15 protein-coding genes are annotated in these 18,987 nt (G+C 61.9%); 10 read left to right on the forward strand and 5 right to left on the reverse strand.

Features of this window, described 5'->3' with window-relative positions; all coding sequences use genetic code 11:
• The first annotated feature begins 5 nt into the window (after positions 1-5).
• Complete coding sequence (locus tag CLU92_RS07510) at positions 6-2,915, forward strand: response regulator (protein WP_180338452.1); 2,910 nt, start codon at positions 6-8, stop codon at positions 2,913-2,915.
• On the opposite strand, the gene CLU92_RS07515 is transcribed toward CLU92_RS07510, so the two are convergent.
• On the reverse strand, positions 2,912-6,112 hold the full coding sequence (locus CLU92_RS07515) for a PAS domain-containing protein (protein ID WP_257561016.1): 3,201 nt from the start codon (positions 6,110-6,112) through the stop codon (positions 2,912-2,914). The two genes, CLU92_RS07510 and CLU92_RS07515, sit on opposite strands and share 4 nt — an antisense overlap.
• A gap of 140 nt (positions 6,113-6,252) precedes the next feature.
• Between CLU92_RS07515 and CLU92_RS07520 the strand changes: the two genes are divergently transcribed.
• The 4 genes from CLU92_RS07520 to CLU92_RS07530 all read left to right on the forward strand — a co-directional run bounded on the left by CLU92_RS07520 (position 6,253) and on the right by CLU92_RS07530 (position 9,242).
• Entirely contained in the window at positions 6,253-7,158 is a 906-nt protein-coding gene (locus tag CLU92_RS07520; protein WP_101481359.1) for an alpha/beta hydrolase, read from the forward strand.
• On the forward strand, positions 7,155-7,664 hold the full coding sequence (locus CLU92_RS07525; protein ID WP_101481360.1) for a hypothetical protein: 510 nt from the start codon (positions 7,155-7,157) through the stop codon (positions 7,662-7,664). The genes CLU92_RS07520 and CLU92_RS07525 overlap by 4 nt, the downstream gene beginning before the upstream one ends.
• A 402-nt stretch (positions 7,665-8,066) precedes the next feature.
• Positions 8,067-8,237: a hypothetical protein gene (locus tag CLU92_RS27720; protein WP_180338453.1), complete on the forward strand. Its 171-nt coding sequence runs from the start codon at positions 8,067-8,069 to the stop codon at positions 8,235-8,237.
• Positions 8,238-8,939: 702 nt separating this feature from the next.
• On the forward strand, positions 8,940-9,242 hold the full coding sequence (locus CLU92_RS07530) for a hypothetical protein (RefSeq protein WP_143452558.1): 303 nt from the start codon (positions 8,940-8,942) through the stop codon (positions 9,240-9,242).
• A 155-nt stretch (positions 9,243-9,397) separates the two neighbouring features.
• Here CLU92_RS07530 and CLU92_RS07535 read toward each other — a convergent pair whose 3' ends face one another.
• Positions 9,398-9,928 (reverse strand): SRPBCC domain-containing protein, encoded by a 531-nt coding sequence (locus CLU92_RS07535; protein WP_101481362.1) that lies wholly within the window; start codon positions 9,926-9,928, stop codon positions 9,398-9,400.
• 130 nt (positions 9,929-10,058) lie between these two features.
• On the opposite strand from CLU92_RS07535, the gene CLU92_RS07540 reads away from it, so the two are divergent.
• Genes CLU92_RS07540 through CLU92_RS07555 form a run of 4 tightly spaced genes read left to right on the forward strand, consistent with a single transcriptional unit; the run spans position 10,059 to position 14,718 of the window.
• Positions 10,059-10,493, forward strand: coding sequence for a MarR family winged helix-turn-helix transcriptional regulator (locus CLU92_RS07540; RefSeq protein ID WP_101481363.1), 435 nt, complete (start codon positions 10,059-10,061; stop codon positions 10,491-10,493).
• Positions 10,490-12,064, forward strand: a complete 1,575-nt coding sequence (locus CLU92_RS07545; RefSeq protein WP_101481364.1) for a DHA2 family efflux MFS transporter permease subunit — start codon at positions 10,490-10,492, stop codon at positions 12,062-12,064. Before CLU92_RS07540 ends, CLU92_RS07545 begins: the two co-directional genes overlap by 4 nt.
• 5 nt (positions 12,065-12,069) lie before the next feature.
• Positions 12,070-13,527 carry an efflux transporter outer membrane subunit gene (locus tag CLU92_RS07550; RefSeq protein WP_243858058.1) on the forward strand — a complete coding sequence of 486 codons (1,458 nt, stop codon included), beginning with the start codon at positions 12,070-12,072 and terminating at the stop codon, positions 13,525-13,527.
• Between the two features lie 21 nt (positions 13,528-13,548).
• On the forward strand, positions 13,549-14,718 hold the full coding sequence (locus CLU92_RS07555) for an HlyD family efflux transporter periplasmic adaptor subunit (protein ID WP_101481366.1): 1,170 nt from the start codon (positions 13,549-13,551) through the stop codon (positions 14,716-14,718).
• Positions 14,719-14,721: 3 nt separating this feature from the next.
• Here CLU92_RS07555 and fusA read toward each other — a convergent pair whose 3' ends face one another.
• On the reverse strand, positions 14,722-16,830 hold the full coding sequence (fusA, locus tag CLU92_RS07560; RefSeq protein ID WP_101484551.1) for an elongation factor G: 2,109 nt from the start codon (positions 16,828-16,830) through the stop codon (positions 14,722-14,724).
• A gap of 287 nt (positions 16,831-17,117) precedes the next feature.
• On the opposite strand from fusA, the gene CLU92_RS07565 reads away from it, so the two are divergent.
• Entirely contained in the window at positions 17,118-18,236 is a 1,119-nt protein-coding gene (locus CLU92_RS07565) for a phospholipase A (protein ID WP_257561017.1), read from the forward strand.
• Between the two features lie 61 nt (positions 18,237-18,297).
• Here CLU92_RS07565 and CLU92_RS07570 read toward each other — a convergent pair whose 3' ends face one another.
• Together CLU92_RS07570 and CLU92_RS07575 are read right to left on the reverse strand one after the other, a co-directional pair.
• On the reverse strand, positions 18,298-18,495 hold the full coding sequence (locus CLU92_RS07570) for a hypothetical protein (RefSeq protein ID WP_101481368.1): 198 nt from the start codon (positions 18,493-18,495) through the stop codon (positions 18,298-18,300).
• A 163-nt stretch (positions 18,496-18,658) separates the two neighbouring features.
• Positions 18,659-18,907, reverse strand: a complete 249-nt coding sequence (locus CLU92_RS07575) for a hypothetical protein (RefSeq protein WP_101481369.1) — start codon at positions 18,905-18,907, stop codon at positions 18,659-18,661.
• Positions 18,908-18,987 lie beyond the last annotated feature (80 nt).

Here is an 18,987-nt window from a genome sequence, read left to right on the forward strand (position 1 = left end):
CCGGCATGACCAGTACACCGCTCTCCCGCAGCCAGGCCGGCGCCAGCGGCGTCGCCTTCCTGCTGCAACTGGAACGCCGGCTGCGCCTGCTGAACGACACGGGCGAAATTCTCTCGCTGTCGGCGCAGTTGCTGGGACAGCGTCTGGGGGCCCAGCAAGTGGCCTGTTTCGATATCGACCAGACCTTGCAATGCCCCACCCTCCAGCATGCGTGGAGCGATGGCCTGGCGCCCGGCGCCGCCGGTGAATATTTCCTCGGCGATTATGCAGCCCGCCTGGCCGATACACTGGCCGCGGGCCAGGTGCTGGCTGTCAGCGATGTGGCCAGTGACCCGCGCACGGCAACGCCGGCCGCGCTGGCCACGTTTGCGCGCCTGGGCATCCGTGCCTTCCTGAACATTCCCATTGCCAAGGAGGGCCGGCTGGCGGCCCTGTTCGTCGTGCACAGCCGCGCCGCGCGACTGTGGCATGCCGACGAGATCGAACTGGCCGTGCAAGTGTCGGAACGGGTCTGGTCAACCATACTGCGGGCCCAGGCGGAATCACGCCTGCGCACGCTCAGTGCCAGCATGGAAATGCAGGTGGCCGAGCGCACGCGCGAATTTGGCCGTACCTGGAACGTCAGCCCCGATTTGCTGGGCGTGCTCAACCTGGACGGTTACTTTGAACACTCGAACCCCGCCTGGCAAGCCACCCTGGGCTGGTCGGTGGAGGAAATCCGCACGACGCGCTTCCTGGAACTGGTTCACCCGGACGACTTGACGCGCACCCATGCGGCCTGGGAGGCGGCCAACCAGGGCCAGCCGGCGCTACGCTTCGAAAACCGCTACCGCCACAAGCTGGGCGGCTGGCACTGGCTCTCGTGGGTCGCCGTGCCCGAGGGCGAGAAGGTGTATTGCAGCGCGCGCGACATCACCGTGGAAAAGAAGCTGGAAGCGGACCTGGCCGCGCGCAACAGCGAGCGCGAGCGGCTGTGGCGCAGCGCGCAAGACTTGATGGTGGCCATCGATGCCGAGGGCTGCTTTGCCGCCGTCAACCCGGCCTCGGCCGCCATCCTCGGTTGGCTGCCCGAGGAAATGCTGGGCCGCAGCCTGTTCGACTTCGTGCTGCCCGAGGATGCCGCCGCCACGCGCCTGGCGCTGGCGCAAGTGACGCAGGAAGCCATGCCCAGCTTTGAAAACCGCTACCGGCACCGCGAGGGCGGCCACCGCTGGCTTTCCTGGTCGGCCGCCCCCGAAGGCGACTTGATTTTTGCCACCGGGCGCGACGTCACGCTGGAAAAGCAGGCGGAAAGTACTTTGCGCAGCATGCAGGAATCATTGCGCCACAGCGAGATGGCCCTGCTGCAATCGCAAAAACTCGAAGCGCTGGGCAAGCTGACGGGTGGCGTGGCCCATGATTTCAACAACGTGCTGCAAATTATCTCCGGCAATCTGCAACTGCTGCAGATGACCCTGGAAGACGACCCGCTGGCCGCCAAGCGCATCGCCAGCGCCTCGGCCGCCGTGGAACGGGGCGCCAAGCTGTCGGCCCAGTTGCTGGCCTTTGCGCGGCGTCAACCATTAAAACCGCTGGTGACGGACCTGGCGCAACTGCTGCGCTCGACGGAAGAGCTGCTGCGGCGCGCCACCGGAGAAACCATCGAGACGCGTTTGCTGCTGGCCGACGATTGCTGGCGCGCCCTGGTCGACCCGCACCAGCTGGAAAACGTCATCCTCAACCTGGCCATCAACGCGCGCGACGCCATGGATGGCCAGGGCCAGCTGACCATCGAACTGAGCAACAGCGTGCTGGGCAGCGACTACGCAGCGCGCCATGCGGACGTGGCGCCTGGCGACTACGTGCAGCTGACCGTCTCGGACACGGGCTCGGGCATTCCCGCCGACTTGCTGGACAAGATTTTCGAACCATTCTTCACGACGAAGAAGGAAGGCGAAGGCACGGGCCTGGGCCTGTCCATGGCCTACGGTTTCCTGCGCCAGAGCGGCGGGCACCTGACGGTGGACAGCCTGCCCGGCCATGGCAGCACCTTCCGCATTTACCTGCCGCGCTCGCTCGAAGCGGAAACGGAATTGCCGCTGCAGCTGAGCGGCCCCGTGCTGGGCGGCAAGGAAACCATCCTCGTCGTGGAAGACGACGTGCAGGTGCAGACGACGGTGGTCGACATGCTGCGCGGCCTCGGCTATGTCGTGCTGCGCGCCAGCGATGGCGAAAGCGCGCTGGCCATCGTCGGCAGTGGCGTCCCCATCGATTTGCTGTTTACGGATGTGGTGATGCCAGGCAAGGTCGCCAGCACGGAACTGGCGCGCCAGGCCCGCTTGTTGCTGCCCCAGTTGGCCGTGCTGTTTACCTCGGGCTACACGCAGGACGCCATCATGCAGGGCGGCCGATTGGAACCGGGCGTCGAGCTGTTGAGCAAACCCTACCGGCGCGAAGACCTGGCACGGCGCATCCGCCACTTGCTGGCCAACGGCCGTCACGTAACGGCGCTGCACCAGTACCGCGCGCAGCTGGCGCCGCAGCAACCCGCGCCGCCTCTGCCGGGGGCGCAGCCGGGCAGGCGTCACATTCTGCTGGTGGAAGACAATGCGGACGCGCGCGCCATGACGAGCGAACTGCTGTCCATGCTGGGACACACGGTGCTGGCCGTGGGCACGGCCGAGGAAGCCTTGCCGCTGCTGGGCACGCCGGGACTGGAACTGCTGCTGACCGACATCAGCCTGCCGCACATGTCGGGCGTCGAGCTGGCCGAGCTGGTGGCACGCGAGCAGCCGCAGCTGGAGGTGGTGTTCTCCACCGGCCATGCGCCCGCCAATTCCGGCGTGCTGAACCCGGCCGCGCGCTTCCTCGTCAAGCCATTTACCCTCGATCAATTGCAGCAAGCCTTGCTGGCCCCCGGGACCCCGCCTGTTTAATAGACGTCCAGCCGGCGCGCCTTCAATGCGCCGGCCAGCTCTTCCAGGCCAAATGGCTTGCGCAGGAAGCGCGCGCTGGCGTCCTGCATCAGGCTGGCGCCCCAATCGTGCCCGGAAGCAAACACCACGTCCAGCTGTGGCCAGTGGGCGCGCGCATGGCGCGCCAGTTCCAGGCCGGACATGGTGGGCAAGCTGATGTCCGTCACCAGCACGTCCAGGCCCGGCATGGCCAGCAGGGGCAAGGCTTCCTCGGCGCTGGCCACGCCATGCACGGTATGCCCCAGCATATTGAGCATTTCCGTCGTCATGACACGCGCGTCGTCATTGTCTTCCACCAGCAGGATGCGCCGCCCGGACGGGTCGGGCGCGCCCACCAGGCGGCGGTCGGCCAGCAGGTGGCGGATGCGCCGGGCCAGGTCTTCGCGCTGGTAGGGTTTGCTCAACAGCTCCACGCCCGGGTCCAGCCGCCCGCCCTGCATGATGGCGTTGTGCGTATAACCCGAGGTAAACAACACGGCCAGGTCTGGCAGCAGCAGCCTGGCCTGCCGCGCCAGCTCCTTGCTGCTGACGGGCCCCGGCATGACCACGTCCGTAAACAGCAAGTCGATAGCCACGCCCGTGCCCAGCAGGGCCAGGGCCGAGGCGCCATCGTCCGCATGCAGCACGTCATAGCCCAGGCCGCGCAACATGTCGACTACCGTATGTTGAACAGGCGCATCGTCTTCCACCACGAGGATAGTCTCGCCGCCGCCCAGCACGGGGCCCGTCAGGCCCGGTGGCGGCTCGGCCAGCTTTTCCAGCGAACGGGGCAAATAAATCTTGAAAGTCGTGCCGGCGCCAGGCGCACTGTGCACCTTGATGTGGCCCGCGCTCTGATGGATGAAGCCGTAGGCCATGGAGAGGCCCAGGCCCGTACCCTCGCCTTCGCGCTTGGTGGTGAAGAACGGCTCGAAGATCTGGTCGATCACGTCGCGCTCCATGCCATGGCCCGTGTCGGTGATGGTCAGCAGCACGTATTGACCCGCCAGCACATCGGCATGCAGGCTGGCGTAGGCGGCATCGAGCGTGACATTGCTCAAGGTGAACGTCAGGCGCCCGCCCCCTTCCATCGCGTCGCGCGCGTTGATGGCCATGTTCAGCAACACGTTTTCCATCTGGTTCGGGTCGACCAGGGTATGCCACAAGCCCTCGCTGATAAAGGTTTCTTCGGTGACCGCCTCACCCAGCGCGCGGCGGATTAGCTCGTGCATGCGGCGCAGCAAGCGGCCCAGGTCCGTCACCAGCGGCTTCAACGGTTGACGCCGCGCAAAGGCCAGCAGTTGCGATGACAGCTTGGCGCCGCGCTCGACAGCGGAAGCGGCCGAATCAAGGCGACTGGCAGCCTGCGGATTGTCGGCCACCGTCAGTTTCAGCAACTGCAAATTGCCGGAAATGATTTGCAGCACGTTGTTGAAATCGTGGGCCACGCCGCCCGTCAACTTGCCGATCGATTCCAGCTTTTGCGCCTGCAATAAGGCCTGTTCGCTGCGCACCAGTGCCAGCCGCGCCTCTTTTTCATCGGTAACGTCGCGGCCGATGGCGTGGATCAGTTTTTGCGCGGGCACGGCCGTCCAGGAAATCCAGCGATAGCCGCCATCGCGGCGCCGGTAGCGGTTTTCCATGCGCAAGGTGGGCGCACCATGCGCCAGGCGCGACAAATCCTTCAGTGCCGCCATGCGGTCGTCGGGATGCACGAGGCTGATGAAATCCATGCCCAGCGACTCGATTTCAGGGCGGTCCAGGATCTTGCTCCAGGCGGGATTGACGGCGATGATCATGCCGGACAGGTCCGCCACCAGCATGATGTCGGTCGACAGCCGCCACATCCGGTCACGGTCGGCCGTGCGGTTGGCCATTTCCACTTCCAGCGAGGAATTCAGGTAGGCCATCTTTTCCAGCACGTTTTTCTGTTCCTGCACGTCCGTATTCGTGCCCACCCAGCGCAGCACCTTGCCCGTCTCGTCGAACAGGGGCAAGGCGCGCGCCAGGAACCAGCGGTAGGCACCGTCGCTGGCGCGGCGCATGCGGAACTCGTGTTCGTAGGCGCTGGCCGTGGCGACGGCCCGCTCCCAGCTTTTCTGCGTGGCCTGCACGTCTTCCGGATGCACGCAGGGGCGAAAGCCGCTGGTGACCAGCGACTTCAGCGATTGCCCCGTGTACTCGCACACCTGCTCATTGACCCAGTAGGTAGCGCCGCTGCCATGCGCGAGCCAGGCCTGGTTGGGCATGGTCGAGGCGAGCGAACGGAATTGTGCCTCGCTGTCGAGCAAGGCATTGCGCGCCTGCCAGTGCTCGTCGATGTCTTCGCAGGAGCCATACCATTTCACGGGCTGGCCCCGCTCATCGAGCCGGCAATACGCGCGCGAGTGCACCCAGCGGTACTGGCCGTCCTGGCGGCGCACCCGCATCTCCTGGTCCAGGGGCTGGCCGCTGCCCAGCGCTTCGCTCCAGGCCGCCAGGGAATGGGGCACGTCGTCGGGGTGGATGGCGTCCAGCCAGCTGGTGCCGAGACCGTTGCAACCCGTCCATTCGCGCCAGCGCTGTGCCACATAGTCGAGTTTGCCGTCGATGTCGGCCGTCCACAGCACTTGCGCGTTGAGCTCGATGGCGTAATGAAAGTGTTCGCGGCTGTCGTGCAGCGCTTTTTCCAGCTGGCCCCGCTCGATGACATGCGCGGCCACGCGCGCGGCCAGCGCCAGCAGTTCAATTTCAGGTTGCGTGGGATGGCATGGCGCCGGGAAGAACAGGCCCAGCACACCCAGGATATGTCCCTTGGCGCCGAAGACTGGGGCGACCCAGCAAGCGCGGTAGCCGTGCAGCATGGCTTCCTTGCGTCCAGCGCTCCAATGTACATCGCGCATGATGTCGCCGCAATACACGGGCGCGCCGGAAAAGGCTGCCGTGCCAAACGGCGAAGGCTGTTCACCGCCATTGCGCAGGGCCAGGCACAGGTCTTGCGGAAGGCTGGGCGCGGACAAACCGCAAAAACGGTCGGCCTCGTCGATGAGGAACAGACAGGCATGCGCGCCGCCCTCGGCCAGGTCTTGCAGCGCCAGCAACAAGTGCTCCAGTGCATGGGCCAGGTCGGCGCCTGCCGCGATACTGCCCAGCGCACTATGCTCGGCGTCCAGCAAGGAAAGAATGTTGTTTGCGTGCACCGTGTCGATAAGGGGGAAACTGATGCCCGGAATATACCATGGGGCACCCCTCTTGCAGGAGGAAAACAGTGCACTGCTTGATCTCTGCGGCCACGCGGCCCTATGCTACAGTGTTATTCTATTCTCAAGTGAAACCAACGATGCCCACGTCCCTGCCATCCTCCCTGATCGCCACCGCCCTGCTCGCCTCCGTCCACGACGCCGTCGCCGCCCCCATGAGCCTGGACGACTACCTGGCGCTGAACGGTTCCCCGCCGACCGTGCAGATCGCGTACGGCCCCGCGCCGTCGCAATACGCCCAGCTATTCCGACCCGAAGGCAACGGACCGTTCCCCGTCGTCGTGCTCGTGCATGGCGGCTGCTGGACGGTGGCCTTCGGCGGCATCCAGCAAATGCGCAACGTGGCCGGTGCCCTGGTAGCGCAAGGCATCGCCGTGTGGAATGTGGAGTACCGCCGGGTCGACGAACCGGGCGGCGGCTATCCGGGCACGTATGAAGACATGCACGCGGCGCTGGACAGCCTGCAGCAGCACGCGCCCCAGTACCAGCTGGACGTGAACCGCATCGTGGCCATGGGCCATTCGGCAGGTGGCCAGCTGGTGCAATGGATTGCCGGGCGAGAAAAACTGCCGAAGAGCAGCCCTCTGTACCGCGACAAATATCTGCCAATAAAAAACATTGTCAGCCTGGGCGGCCTGGCCGACCTGCGCCACGAACGAGACTTGATCAAGACCAGCTGCGAGCGCGACATCGCGCAACTGGCAGGCAGCGCCAGCACTGAGCGCCCCGATATCTACAGCGACACCAATGCGGCCGACCTGATGCCCAACGGCAGCCGCACCGTGCTGGCCACGGGAGAGCTCGACACCATTTCCCCGCCCAGAGTCGCACACGACTATGCGGACAAGGCAAGGCAAGCGGGCGACCATGCGGAAGTGCTGATCCTGCCCGGCGCCAGCCATTACGACGAGATTGCGGCCACGTCAAATGCGTGGAAGATGATGTTGCCGGTGATTCGGGGCATGTTGGGGATGGAGGCGAAATGAAGCACCTCATCGTCTTCACCGTGCTTGCCGCGTCTTCCGCCTTGGCCTTCGCCGACGATAAGCAGTCGCTCGAAAGCGGCTTGCTGCATGCCATGCAGCTAAAGAAAGGCACGTCCGAGCGCACGGGCACGTCCGGACAGGCCATCCGCGCCTATCAGCAAGCCGGCCTGGTCAGCAAGACACCCCGCCAGCGCTTCGACTACACCGACTACTACCTGCTGGAAAAGCCAGTGCCCTTCATGGGCCACGAACTGGTGCTGATCGAAGAAGAATACCGCAGCAAATACATAGGCTGCTGCGTCAGCCCCGGCGTCGGGATCACGGTGAAAGTCCATGGCAGCATCAAGAATCTGCAACAGTTCGCCCGCGCCAGCCGCTGCACCCTGACCGACCATGTTGATTTTGCACATGCACTGCGCGAAGTGGCGATCAAGAACAAGGTGCCCAAGGCGCACTATGCGTCCCTGAGCTGCCGCGAGCGCGATGCCGAGCGCGATGAATCATGACGTATCCCCGCGCGGCAAGCCTGCTGGTACAGATAGCGCACTAAGTCGACGACCACTTTATTGGCGTAATCGCCTGCGTGCTGATCGATGCGGATGGCAAGCGGCATGCATGCACAGAGAACGTGCCCGTGGTCAGTGCCGATGATCTTTATGTGATGGATGCGCAAATCCTCGATAGGTGATGACGGACGACTATCGTCTGCGCAGTCAGGCAGTTGACGTGACAATGCGTGACTTTTCCTGCTGACTAATTCGTTATGCTCATTGCCGCAGCCAGACGCTACCGGCCAAACGAGGTCATTGCCAATTCTTGCGCTTGGAGTGTGAACCTGCTGCCTCCTTTAAAGATTCAGCAGTGTCTATTAAATAGTGGTGATTCAGCTCGCACCAGTTAGGAAAAATATGAAAAAAACATTTCCACATTTTGTCAGTGTTGGTTTGGGAGTTGCGACTGGAACCTTGCTTTACACTCGCTTCCTTGGGGAAGCGCATGAATTCGATTGGGGACGTGCAGCCTTTGTCGGTATATTTTGCGCAACAATCGCTTTTATCTGGCCATCAAAAAAGAATTAAGTTCAAACCGCACTTCGCTGGAAAGACCAACGATACGCTTCAGGGCGGTTCCAGCCAAGGACGGCGAGCGGCCAGACACAGCCATTCGCCCGAACGTGACAATGAGTGAGTTTTTCCTTTCGGAAATTTGTTACTCTCTATTGCTGTTCGTAAGCACGAACTCCAAAGCATGACGTGACGGTATCGCATGACGTCTACGTGTTTGTAAAAATTAGCAATGTCATTAATCGAGGCTCTGAATGTATATTGTCGCTCCCCTATTCTTTGTCACAGGTGCTGCCCTGCTCGCTGTCGGTTTCAGGAAAAACAATCGAAAACTACTCACCTTCGCAGCTTGTCTGTGGCTAGTCTCCGGTGCATGGGACGATTTCTCTGAAGGTTTTACAGATGGCGTGAACAACAACGCCCCGGCCGTGTCATCTTCGCAAACGCCATAGTATCCCCAAGCAGGCGATCTGACTTGCCTGCAGTCCGTTTGCGGCCAGGAGCGTAGCTAGAGGGGCGAAATGAGAATTGCCAATATGCCATGCTCATGGCATAAGCCAAGGAATTTCCCCACAAGCTCCAAATTTCAATGGACAAGCAACGGATAAACATCTTTTTTCTAACGTTCGTCATATATTTGATCGAAATACATATGCCGAGCCGAATCAAATCATGAATAAGAAATAAGAAATAAGAAATAAGAAATAAGGTTAGATCATGAAAACAAAATTCGCTCTCTTTTTTCTTTTAAACATGTTCGCGTTTCCTGCCACGGCTCAGTGGAAGGCTACGACAAAGCAAGAATGCACCAAAAGGTGCATCGTATCAGACGCTGAAAGTCCAAGAAAAACAGCGTTTAAAGAAAAACTGAGGCAAATTCACGAAAAGAAAAAAATAGAGCAAGATGACGATAAACTTCAAAAATTGCTAAAGGAGGAAGAGCAAGAGATCGAAAACCATAAGGATAACGTTCAAAAGATATGTACCGCTATCTGCAAAGGCAATCCTGCGGACAACTAAGTATCTCGTCACTCATTGCTCGTTGCTCGTTGCTATTTCTTGTACAAGCAGGCACTCCTCAAGCGCCCACTGGCAACGACAGCAAGAACACCCACCGCAGCTCCATCCAAGGCACCCCAGGCCCGCGACTCTGGCCAGCGCTTCAATAAAAAGCCCTACTGAACCCGCGCCAGGTACTGGGCCAGCTGGCCAAACGTCGCCGTGAACCCCTGCTTCATCGACTCAAACCCCTGCTTGAAAGTCTCATGCTGCTCATCCGTCGCCTTGTGCGGCGTTGACCTTAACGTCATCGTCGTCTTGCCGTTTTCCTCGGTCAGGGTCATGATATTGAACGATTCCAGCGGCCACGTGGCGCTGACCGGGTGCTGTACGGGGTTGCCTTGCTTGTCGGCGAATGACAGGATGGAGACAATCTTTTCCGGCGCCTCGATCTGCTGGTAGGTGAACTTGCCCCACATTTCGTAGCCATTGTCGGCGCGCATGCCGTAGTGGAAAATGCCGCCCGGCTGCACGTCCAGCGCCAGCACGCTCAATTCGAAGCCGACAGGTCCCCACCACTGAGCCAGGCGCTCCGGCTCCACCCACGACTGGAACACCAGCTCGCGAGGCGCGTCGAAAGTTTGCGTAATGACAAAGTCGCTGCTGTCGCGGTGCTGGCCGTCCTGCTTCTGTTCTGCGGTGGTCATGGCGGTCTCCTGAGGGTGATGGACTGCCACTAATGTAGCAGCGGTGCCGATAAACGGGAAGGCCTGCACGCCTGTCAAACCGGCATGCTAAAATATTAGTTAGACACCTAACCATTAGACCACTTACCTTATGATTTCTATCGAAGAGCGCTTTTCCGCCGCGCTCCACAAGACGGCACGCGGCTGGCGCCATGCCATCGACCGGCGCCTGAAGGACCTGGATCTGGGGCAAGCGAGCTGGATGGCCATCGCCATGATCGCCAAGTCGCCGCAGCCGCCTTCGCAAAGCGAGCTGGCCCATCAGCTGGGCGTGGAAAACCCCACCATGGTGTCGATGCTGGACCGGCTCGTGAAATCGGGCTTCGTGCAGCGCCAGCCATCGGAAACGGACCGCAGGGTCAAGCTGGTGGTGCTGACGGAAGCAGGCATGCAGGTCTATGAAACCGTGCGCAAGGAAGCGGACGGTTTCCGCAAGGAGTTGTTGCAGGGAATTGATCCCGATCAACTGCGGGCCGCCACCGAACTGCTCGAAGCGCTGCAAGCGGCGACGGAGAAGTCTGTATGAGTTCGGCCACTGCCAGCGCCACGCCGGCGCTGCCCGCTGCACAGGACCCCACCCTGAACCGGCGCATGATCACGATGTCGATCATGCTCGCCACCATCATCCAGGCGCTAGACGGTACCATCGCCAACGTCGCCCTTCCCCACATGCAGGGCAGCCTTTCCGCCTCGCAAGACCAGATCACCTGGGTGCTGACCTCTTTTATCGTTGCCGCCGCCATCGCCACGCCCCTGACGGGCTGGCTGTGCGACCGCTACGGACAGAAGAACACCTTTCTCGTCTCCGTGGCCGGCTTTACGCTCGCTTCCGTGCTGTGCGGCCTGTCCGGCACCCTCTCCGAGATCGTCGCCGCGCGCCTGCTGCAGGGCGTGTTCGGCGCGGCGCTGGTGCCGCTGTCGCAGGCGGTCTTGCTCGACATCAATCCGCGCGAAAAGCACGGCTCGGCCATGGCCATCTGGGGCATGGGCGTGATGATCGGCCCCATCCTGGGACCGACGCTGGGCGGCTGGCTGACGGACAGCTACAGCTGGCGCTGGGTCTTCTTCATCAACATCCCCATCGGCGCCATGGCCTTCTACGGCATCTGGCGCTACATCCGCAAGGACCCACCGAAGGGCCGCATGCATTTCGACATGTTCGGCTTTGCCACCTTGAGCCTGTCGATCGGGGCACTGCAGATGCTGCTGGACCGGGGCGAGCAGAACGACTGGTTTTCTTCCACGGAAACGTGGATCGAAGCCATCGTGCTGGCCATGAGCTTGTGTTACTTCATTGCCCACACGGCCTTGCGCCCGGCCGGCAAGTCCTTCCTCGACTACCGGCTGTTGAAAAACTCGAACTATGTGAGCGGCCTGCTGTTCATCTTCATCGTCGGCATGGTGCTGTTCGCCACCCGTGCGCTGACGCCATCGATGCTGCAAGGCTTGATGAATTACCCGGCGGCGATTGCCGGCATGGTGACGGCGCCCAGCGGGCTGGGCACGATGCTGGCGATGCTGATCGTCGGCAAGCTGACGGGCAAGATCGATACGCGCATCCTGCTGGGCGTGGGCTTTTCGATTACGGCGTTTTCGCTGTGGCAGATGGCCAACTTCACGCTGGACCTGGTGCCCAAGACCGTCGTGTGGAGCGGCATCATCCAGGGCATAGGCCTGGGCCTCGTGTTCGTGCCCCTGAGCGCAGCCACGTTTGCCACGCTATCGCCCGAGATGCGGGCGGAGGGCACGGCGATATACAGCCTGGTGCGCAATATCGGCAGCAGCATCGGCATCGCCCTCGTGCAAACCTTGTTGGTGCGCAATACGCAGATCGCCCATGCGTCCCTGACGGAACACATCACTATCGCCAACCCGGCCCTGCACGACCCCGGCATTGCCCAGGTGTTCGACCTGGGCAGCAGCACTAGCATGGCGGCCCTGAATGGCGAAATCACGCGGCAAGCGTCGATGATCGCCTACCTTGACGACTTCTGGCTGATGATGTGGCTGACTATCCTCGTGCTGCCGCTCTTGCTCCTGATCAAACCACCGAAAAAGAATGCGCCAGTCGTGGTCGACCACGCGGCCATGGAATAAACCTCATGCCCACACCGATGAAACTCTCCCTCTCCCTGAGCGTATTGGCCCTCAGCGTATCGCTGGCCCTGGCCGGCTGCGCCAGCATCCCGCCCGACACGCAACAGCTGCCGCAACAAGACCTGGCCAAAGTGCAATTGGCGGCCGACATCCACCTTGCCAGCGAAGGCTGGCCCGCCGCCCAGTGGTGGCGCCAGTTCCAGGACGAGCAGCTGAACCAACTGATTGAAAACGCCCTGTCCGCCAGCCCCAGCCTGGAGGTGGCGAATGCCCGCATCGGCTCGGCCCTGTCCGCATTCGATGCGCAACATGCGCAGCGTGGCCCCAGCATAGATGCCAGCGCGAACGCCAACCGCCAGCGCTATTCGGGCAATGGCCTGATGCCCGCCCCCATCGGCGGCAATTACTACAACGAGGTGACGGTGGGCGTGCAAGCCCATTACGACCTCGACTGGTGGGGCAAGCACAAGGCGCAGATCGCCGCCAGCCTGGGCGAAGTCAACGCGCGCCGCGCCGAATACGCGATGGCGGAACAGATGCTGGCGGCCGAGATCGCCCGCCACTACTTCAGCATGCAAAATGGCTGGGCGCGCATGGACAACCTGCATGCGCTGGTCCAACTGCAGCAGCAACTGGTCGTAGACAAGGAAAAGCGCATCGCCAACGGCCTGGGCGTCAGCGATGACCATTTGTCCGCGCAAACACGCTTGAGCTTGCTGCAACAGCAAATCGCCCTGTTGGAAACACAGATCGTCACGGAACGGGAAGCCTTGCGCGCCCTGCTCGGCGCCGACAGCACGGCGCTGACCAGCCTGCAGCCGAAGCAGGCACAGGCGCTGCCGCATGCCCTGCCCGGCAAGCTGGGCATGGAATTGCTGGCGCGCCGACCCGACTTGCAGGCGGCGCGCTGGAGAGTACAGGCGGCCATGAGCAAGATCGAAGCGGCACAGGCGTCGTTCTACCCCGATATCGACCTGGGTGCATCGTTCGGCCTGGATGCCATCAAGCTGGGCAAGCTGCTGCAGTCGGGTAGCCGCACCCTGTTCATCGGCCCAGCTTTGTCGCTGCCCCTGTTCGACAGTGGCCGCCTGCAGGCGCAGCTCGGTGGCGCGCGCAGCGAACGCAAGGAACTGATCGCCGATTACAACCAGAACGTCTTCAATGTGGTGCGCGACGTGGCGCAGGCCGGTGCCAAGGTACAGGGCGTGGAAAACCAGCTGCGCCTGCAGCAGGAAAACCTGCGCGCCAGCGTAGCGCAGTTGCGCAATGCCAATGCCCGGCTGAAACAGGGATTGGCCGATCGCGCCACGCAACTGAATGCGGAAATGACCGTGCGCGGCCAGGTGGACCTGGGCATGCAGCTGCAAAACCAGCGCCAGGACGCAGAAATCAGCCTGACCGTGGCGCTGGGCGGCGGCTACCGGGGCAGCAGCGACTTTGCCACCACGACGACTAAACAATAACAATCGACTACGGAACACATCATGAGCAGCGATACCACAGCAAGCACCACCCCCACCGAACAGCCGGGCAAGCGCAAGGCCGTCCTCATCGCCATCACGGCCGCCTTTGTCGTGGCTGGCGCAGCCTGGGCTGTCTACTATCAGCTGGTGCTGGCCAAGGAGGAAGTCACGGACAACGCCTACGTGGGCGGCAATATGGTCACCCTGTCCGCGCAAGTGACGGGCAATGTCGATGCCATCCGCGCCGACGAGACGCAGATGGTGACGGCGGGCGCGCCCCTGATCACCCTGAACGCCATCGATGCGAACCTGGCCCTGAGCCAGGCCGAGGCGCGATTGGCTAATGTCGTGCGCCAGGAGCGCGAGCGCTATGCGAACGTGGCGCAGTACGACGCCGTTATCGAGCAGCGCCGCCTGGCGCTAGCCACGGCCCGGGGCAACCTGGCGCGCCGCGCGCCGCTGGCGGCGGACAACACGATCTCGGGCGAAGACCTGGCCCATGCGAAGCAGGCCGTCGATGATGCAAAAGCCGCCTTGACGGTGGCACAGCGCCAGGCCGAGTCGGCCAAAGCGGGCGTGGCCGGCGTGCACCTGGCCAGCCATCCGGCCGTGCTGTCGGCCCGGGGCGACGTGCTGCAGGCGTGGCTGGCCGTGCGCCGCAACGCCGTGGTCGCGCCTGTCTCGGGCTATGTGGCCAAGCGCAGCGTGCAGCTGGGGTCGCACGTGACGCCGGGCACGCCGCTGATGTCCATCGTGCCGCTGGACCAGTTATGGGTCGATGCGAACTTCAAGGAATCCGAATTGCGCAATATCCGCGTGGGCCAGGCGGCGACCATCGAAACGGATTTGTATGGCAGCAAGGTGGTCTACCACGGCAAGGTGCTGGGCATGTCGGCCGGCACGGGCAGCGCTTTTTCGCTGTTGCCGGCGCAAAACGCCACGGGCAACTGGATCAAGGTAGTGCAGCGTGTGCCCGTGCGCATCACCCTGGACCCGAAGGAGCTGGCCGCCCACCCGCTGCGCATCGGCCTGTCGACCACGGTGACGGTCGATACCAGCCATGGCGAAGGGGCGACCCTGGACCAGCCGATGGTGGCGTCCACCGTCTACACGACCAGGGCGCTGAGCCAGCCCGTGGACGAGGCGGAGAAAATGGCCGATGCCATCATTGCGCAAAACTCGGCTAACTGACACCTATTTCGCCTTCCCCGCCGCAGCCACCTGGTCCAATACATGCTTGGGCACGGCGGCATAGTGCTTGAATTCCATGGTGTAGGTGGCGCGGCCCTGGGTCAGCGAACGCAGGGTGGTGGAATAGCCGAACATTTCCGCCAGCGGCACCAGGGCCTTGACAATACGCCCCGCGCCGCCGGGGATGTCGTCGACGCCCTGCACCATGCCGCGGCGGGCCGTCAGGTCGCCCATGACGTTGCCCATGAACTCTTCCGGCGTTTCCGCCTCCACCTGCATCATCGGTTCCAGCAGCACGGGCGACGCTTTGCGCATGCCGTCCTTGAAGGCGATGGAGCCGGCCATGCGGAAGGCATTCTCATTCGAATCGACGTCGTGGTAGGAGCCGAAGGTCAAGGTAGCCTTCACGTCGACGACCGGATAGCCGGCCAGCACGCCGGCCTTTAACGTTTCGGCGATGCCCTTGTCGACGGCGGGGATGAATTCGCGCGGCACCACACCGCCCTTGATGGCGTCGACGAACTGGTAGCCCGTGCCAGGCGGCAAAGGTTCAAGTTTCAGCACCACGTGGCCGTACTGGCCCCGTCCGCCTGACTGCTTGACGAACTTGCCCTCGATATCTTCCACCGTGCGCGTAATGGTTTCCCGGTATGCCACCTGCGGCTTGCCGACATTGGCTTCCACGCCGAATTCGCGCCGCATGCGGTCGACTAAAATTTCCAGGTGCAATTCGCCCATGCCCGACATGATGGTCTGGCCGGATTCCTCGTCCGTGTGCACCTTGAACGACGGATCTTCCTGCGCCAGGCGGTTCAGGGCGATGCCCATCTTTTCCTGGTCAGGCTTGGTCTTTGGTTCGACCGCCTGGGAAATCACGGGTTCCGGAAAAATCATCTTCTCCAGGACGATGATATGGTCGATGGCGCACAGGGTGTCGCCCGTAGTGACAGCTTTCAGCCCCACGGCGGCGGCGATGTCGCCCGCATACACTTCCTTGATTTCCTTGCGTTCGTTCGCATGCATCTGCAAGATGCGCCCCAGGCGCTCGCGCGCGCTCTTGGTGGGGTTGTAGACCATATCGCCGGAGTTCACCACGCCCGAATACACGCGGAAGAACGTCAACTGCCCCACGAAGGGGTCTGTCATGATTTTAAAGGCGAGCGCGGCAAAGTGCTCCTCATCCGTCGGGTGGCGCTCCACTTCGTTGTCGTGCTCGTCGTGGCCCATGATGGGCGGCACTTCCATGGGCGACGGCAGGTATTCGATGACGGCATCGAGCATCGCCTGCACGCCCTTGTTCTTGAAGGCGCTGCCGCACAGCATGGGCACGATTTCGTTGCGGATGGTGCGCGCGCGCAAGGCTTGCTTGAGTTCGGCTTCCGTAAACGTGTCGCCATTCAGATAGCGTTCCGTCATGTCGAGGCTGGCCTCGGCCGCGTGTTCGACCATGTGCTCGTGCCACTCCTGCGCCTGCGCCAGCAGCTCGGCGGGAATCTCGCCATAGCTGAACTGCACGCCCTGGCTGGCCTCGTCCCAGGTGATGGCGCGCATTTTCAGCAGGTCGATCACGCCCGTGAAATGGTCTTCGGCGCCGATGGGCAGCTGGATGGGCACGGCCACGCCTTTCAGGCGCTCGGCAATCTGCTTGCGCACGCGCAAGAAATCCGCGCCCACCCGGTCCATCTTGTTGATGAAGGCGATGCGCGGCACATGGTATTTGTTGGCTTGCCGCCACACGGTCTCGGACTGGGGCTGCACGCCGCCGACGGCGTCGTAGACCATCACGGCGCCGTCGAGCACGCGCATCGAGCGTTCCACTTCAATCGTGAAATCCACGTGGCCCGGTGTGTCGATGATGTTGATGCGGTGTTCGGGGAAGTTGCCGGCCATGCCTTTCCAGAAGGCCGTGGTAGCGGCCGAGGTAATGGTGATGCCCCGTTCCTGCTCCTGCTCCATCCAGTCCATGGTGGCGGCGCCATTGTGCACTTCGCCGATCTTGTGGTTGACCCCCGTATAAAACAGGATGCGCTCGGTGGTGGTGGTCTTGCCGGCGTCGATATGGGCGCTGATGCCGATGTTGCGGTAGCGCTCGATAGGTGTCTTGCGGGTCATCACAATCTCCATGGCTAGCCCCGGCACGACTGTGTTTGCGCCGGTTTTCCAGTGTAGCAGACATCGATTTGCAGGGCGGCCCGCAACCATTTTTTGGCGTGCGTACAACACTAACACACACGCGCACGCGCGTTGTACAGGACAAACAGGAGATTCCGCTATACTTTCAACTTTATTAATCCAACAAAGATTAATCAAAATCAAGACGCACGGTGATACATCGTGCAAGGCGACGCCGCTGGCATGCCAGCTCAGGTGCGCACCGAATGACATGCCCTACTCAGCCTATGACTATCCGACTAAGAAAAATAATCCTCTCCTCCCTGCTGGCGTCGCCAGCGCTGGCCATGGCCGGCGAACTGGAACAGCAAATGCAGCGTTGCGCCGTGCTTGGTGACGCCAGCGCCCGCCTGGGCTGCTTCGACACCTTGGCCAAGGCGGCGGAAAAGGCCACCATTGCCGCCGGCGGTGATCCCGCCATCGCGGCCGTCACCCTGGCTGCCGCTGCCGAGGTCGCCCCGTTCACGCCCGTCAGCCCGCCTGGCGTAGCCACGCCGGACGCCGTCAACGCCGCCATTCCCGCCATCGCGCAAGCTGGCGCGGCGCCGCCGGAAGCGCCGATTTCGCGCACGCAGCAATCCTGGGAGCTCAATGACGCGTCGAAGCGCGGCCTGTTCAACTTCAGCCCGCACCGCGACACCTATCTGCTGCTGGCCAATTACAGCGATGCATCCAACGACGAACCATTCCAGGATTTCACGCCAGGCGGCGTCAAGAGCCAGCACGTGGAATTGACCTTCCAGCTGAGTTTCAAGATGAAGCTGCTGGAAGACATAGCTGGCACGCCCATCGACATGTGGTTCGGCTACACGCAGCAAAGTTTCTGGCAAGCGTATAACCGCAAGGCATCAAGCCCCTTCCGCGAGACCAATTACCAGCCGGAACTGATGCTGATCTTGCCGATCAACAAGAATTTCGCGGGACTGGAATTCAATTACCTGAACTTCGGCCTGGTGCACCAGTCGAATGGCCAGACCTCGACCCTGTCGCGCAGCTGGAACCGCGTGTATGCCGAGCTGGGCGTGGAAAAAGACAACCTGGCCGTCACGACGCGCGTCTGGCACCGCCTCGACAATGGCAAGACCGACAATGACAATATCGACATTACCGATTACATGGGGCATGGCGACTTGCGCGTGAGCTACCGCAACAAGGGCCATGAGTATGCCGTGACGGCCCGCCGCAATTTCAGCAAGAAGCATGGCTCCATGCAGGCCAGCTGGGCTTTCCCATTGAAAGCCAACCTGAAAGGCTATCTGCAACTGTTCTCCGGCTATGGCCAGAGCTTGATCGACTACAACTATTCGCAGAAATCGATCGGCGCCGGTTTCATGGTCGACCTGTAAGCAAGACAGTGATACAAACAAAAATGGCGCCGAGGGCGCCATTTTTTATGGGAAATTCAGTTTAGTGCCGCCCGCCGCCCAGCACGCGGGCCGGCAGCATGACGATGGCGCGCAGCAATTCGAACACGCCTTCCACGCCGATGCCGATCAGGCGCAATGGCAGCAACAGCAGCCATGCCAGCGGATACAGCACGAGTGCCAGCAAGGCCAAGGGCCAGCACACCAGCAAGAGCAGCAGCCACAGCACAAATCCCAGCATCGCGTTCCCCTCGAATGAAATGTGCGGAGCAAGCCGTGCTTGCCCCGCTACCGTGACAGCACTATAGTAAAGCGCCGCCGGGACGGCAACGGCCATGCGATGAACTGCAGGATGCGGGGATGGACTGAGTAAAAACAGGAATGAACGGTAGCTGGCGATGATCTTATTGGCCGACGCAAATCACTTTCGTGATGTACTCATGCGCGTTCGGCTTCTTGCTGGTGGCCCATTTGATGGCCTGCTTGGCCTCGTCGATGGTCATGACGGTGGCTTTTTCCTTCGACTTGATGAAGGACACGCCTTCAAACACGCCTTCCTTGCTGCGCATTACCTTGGCAAACACGGGTGGCTTGGTCTCGCCATCGCTGATTTTGTTCTGTTGCACGAGGTAACGCTGATCGATCTGTTCCATGATAATAAAGCTGTCCAGTGGTAAAGGACGAAATATACCCTGAATGGACAAACGCCGCAGGACGAAATGCCTGCGGCCTT

The sequence above is a fragment of the Janthinobacterium sp. 61 genome (assembly GCF_002846335.1).
Lineage (GTDB): Bacteria > Pseudomonadota > Gammaproteobacteria > Burkholderiales > Burkholderiaceae_D > Janthinobacterium.

Excerpts from the sequence above, each read along its gene's own strand:
- CLU92_RS07510 (WP_180338452.1), top strand. The coding sequence starts at position 6 with ATGACCAGTACACCGCTCTCCCGCAGCCAGGCCGGCGCCAGCGGCGTC.
- CLU92_RS07520 (WP_101481359.1), top strand. The coding sequence starts at position 6,253 with ATGCCCACGTCCCTGCCATCCTCCCTGATCGCCACCGCCCTGCTCGCC.
- CLU92_RS07525 (WP_101481360.1), top strand. The coding sequence starts at position 7,155 with ATGAAGCACCTCATCGTCTTCACCGTGCTTGCCGCGTCTTCCGCCTTG.
- CLU92_RS27720 (WP_180338453.1), top strand. The coding sequence starts at position 8,067 with ATGAAAAAAACATTTCCACATTTTGTCAGTGTTGGTTTGGGAGTTGCG.
- CLU92_RS07530 (WP_143452558.1), top strand. The coding sequence starts at position 8,940 with ATGAAAACAAAATTCGCTCTCTTTTTTCTTTTAAACATGTTCGCGTTT.
- CLU92_RS07535 (WP_101481362.1), bottom strand. The coding sequence starts at position 9,928 with ATGACCACCGCAGAACAGAAGCAGGACGGCCAGCACCGCGACAGCAGC.
- CLU92_RS07540 (WP_101481363.1), top strand. The coding sequence starts at position 10,059 with ATGATTTCTATCGAAGAGCGCTTTTCCGCCGCGCTCCACAAGACGGCA.
- CLU92_RS07545 (WP_101481364.1), top strand. The coding sequence starts at position 10,490 with ATGAGTTCGGCCACTGCCAGCGCCACGCCGGCGCTGCCCGCTGCACAG.
- CLU92_RS07550 (WP_243858058.1), top strand. The coding sequence starts at position 12,070 with ATGCCCACACCGATGAAACTCTCCCTCTCCCTGAGCGTATTGGCCCTC.
- CLU92_RS07555 (WP_101481366.1), top strand. The coding sequence starts at position 13,549 with ATGAGCAGCGATACCACAGCAAGCACCACCCCCACCGAACAGCCGGGC.
- fusA (WP_101484551.1), bottom strand. The coding sequence starts at position 16,830 with ATGACCCGCAAGACACCTATCGAGCGCTACCGCAACATCGGCATCAGC.
- CLU92_RS07565 (WP_257561017.1), top strand. The coding sequence starts at position 17,118 with ATGACTATCCGACTAAGAAAAATAATCCTCTCCTCCCTGCTGGCGTCG.
- CLU92_RS07570 (WP_101481368.1), bottom strand. The coding sequence starts at position 18,495 with ATGCTGGGATTTGTGCTGTGGCTGCTGCTCTTGCTGGTGTGCTGGCCC.
- CLU92_RS07575 (WP_101481369.1), bottom strand. The coding sequence starts at position 18,907 with ATGGAACAGATCGATCAGCGTTACCTCGTGCAACAGAACAAAATCAGC.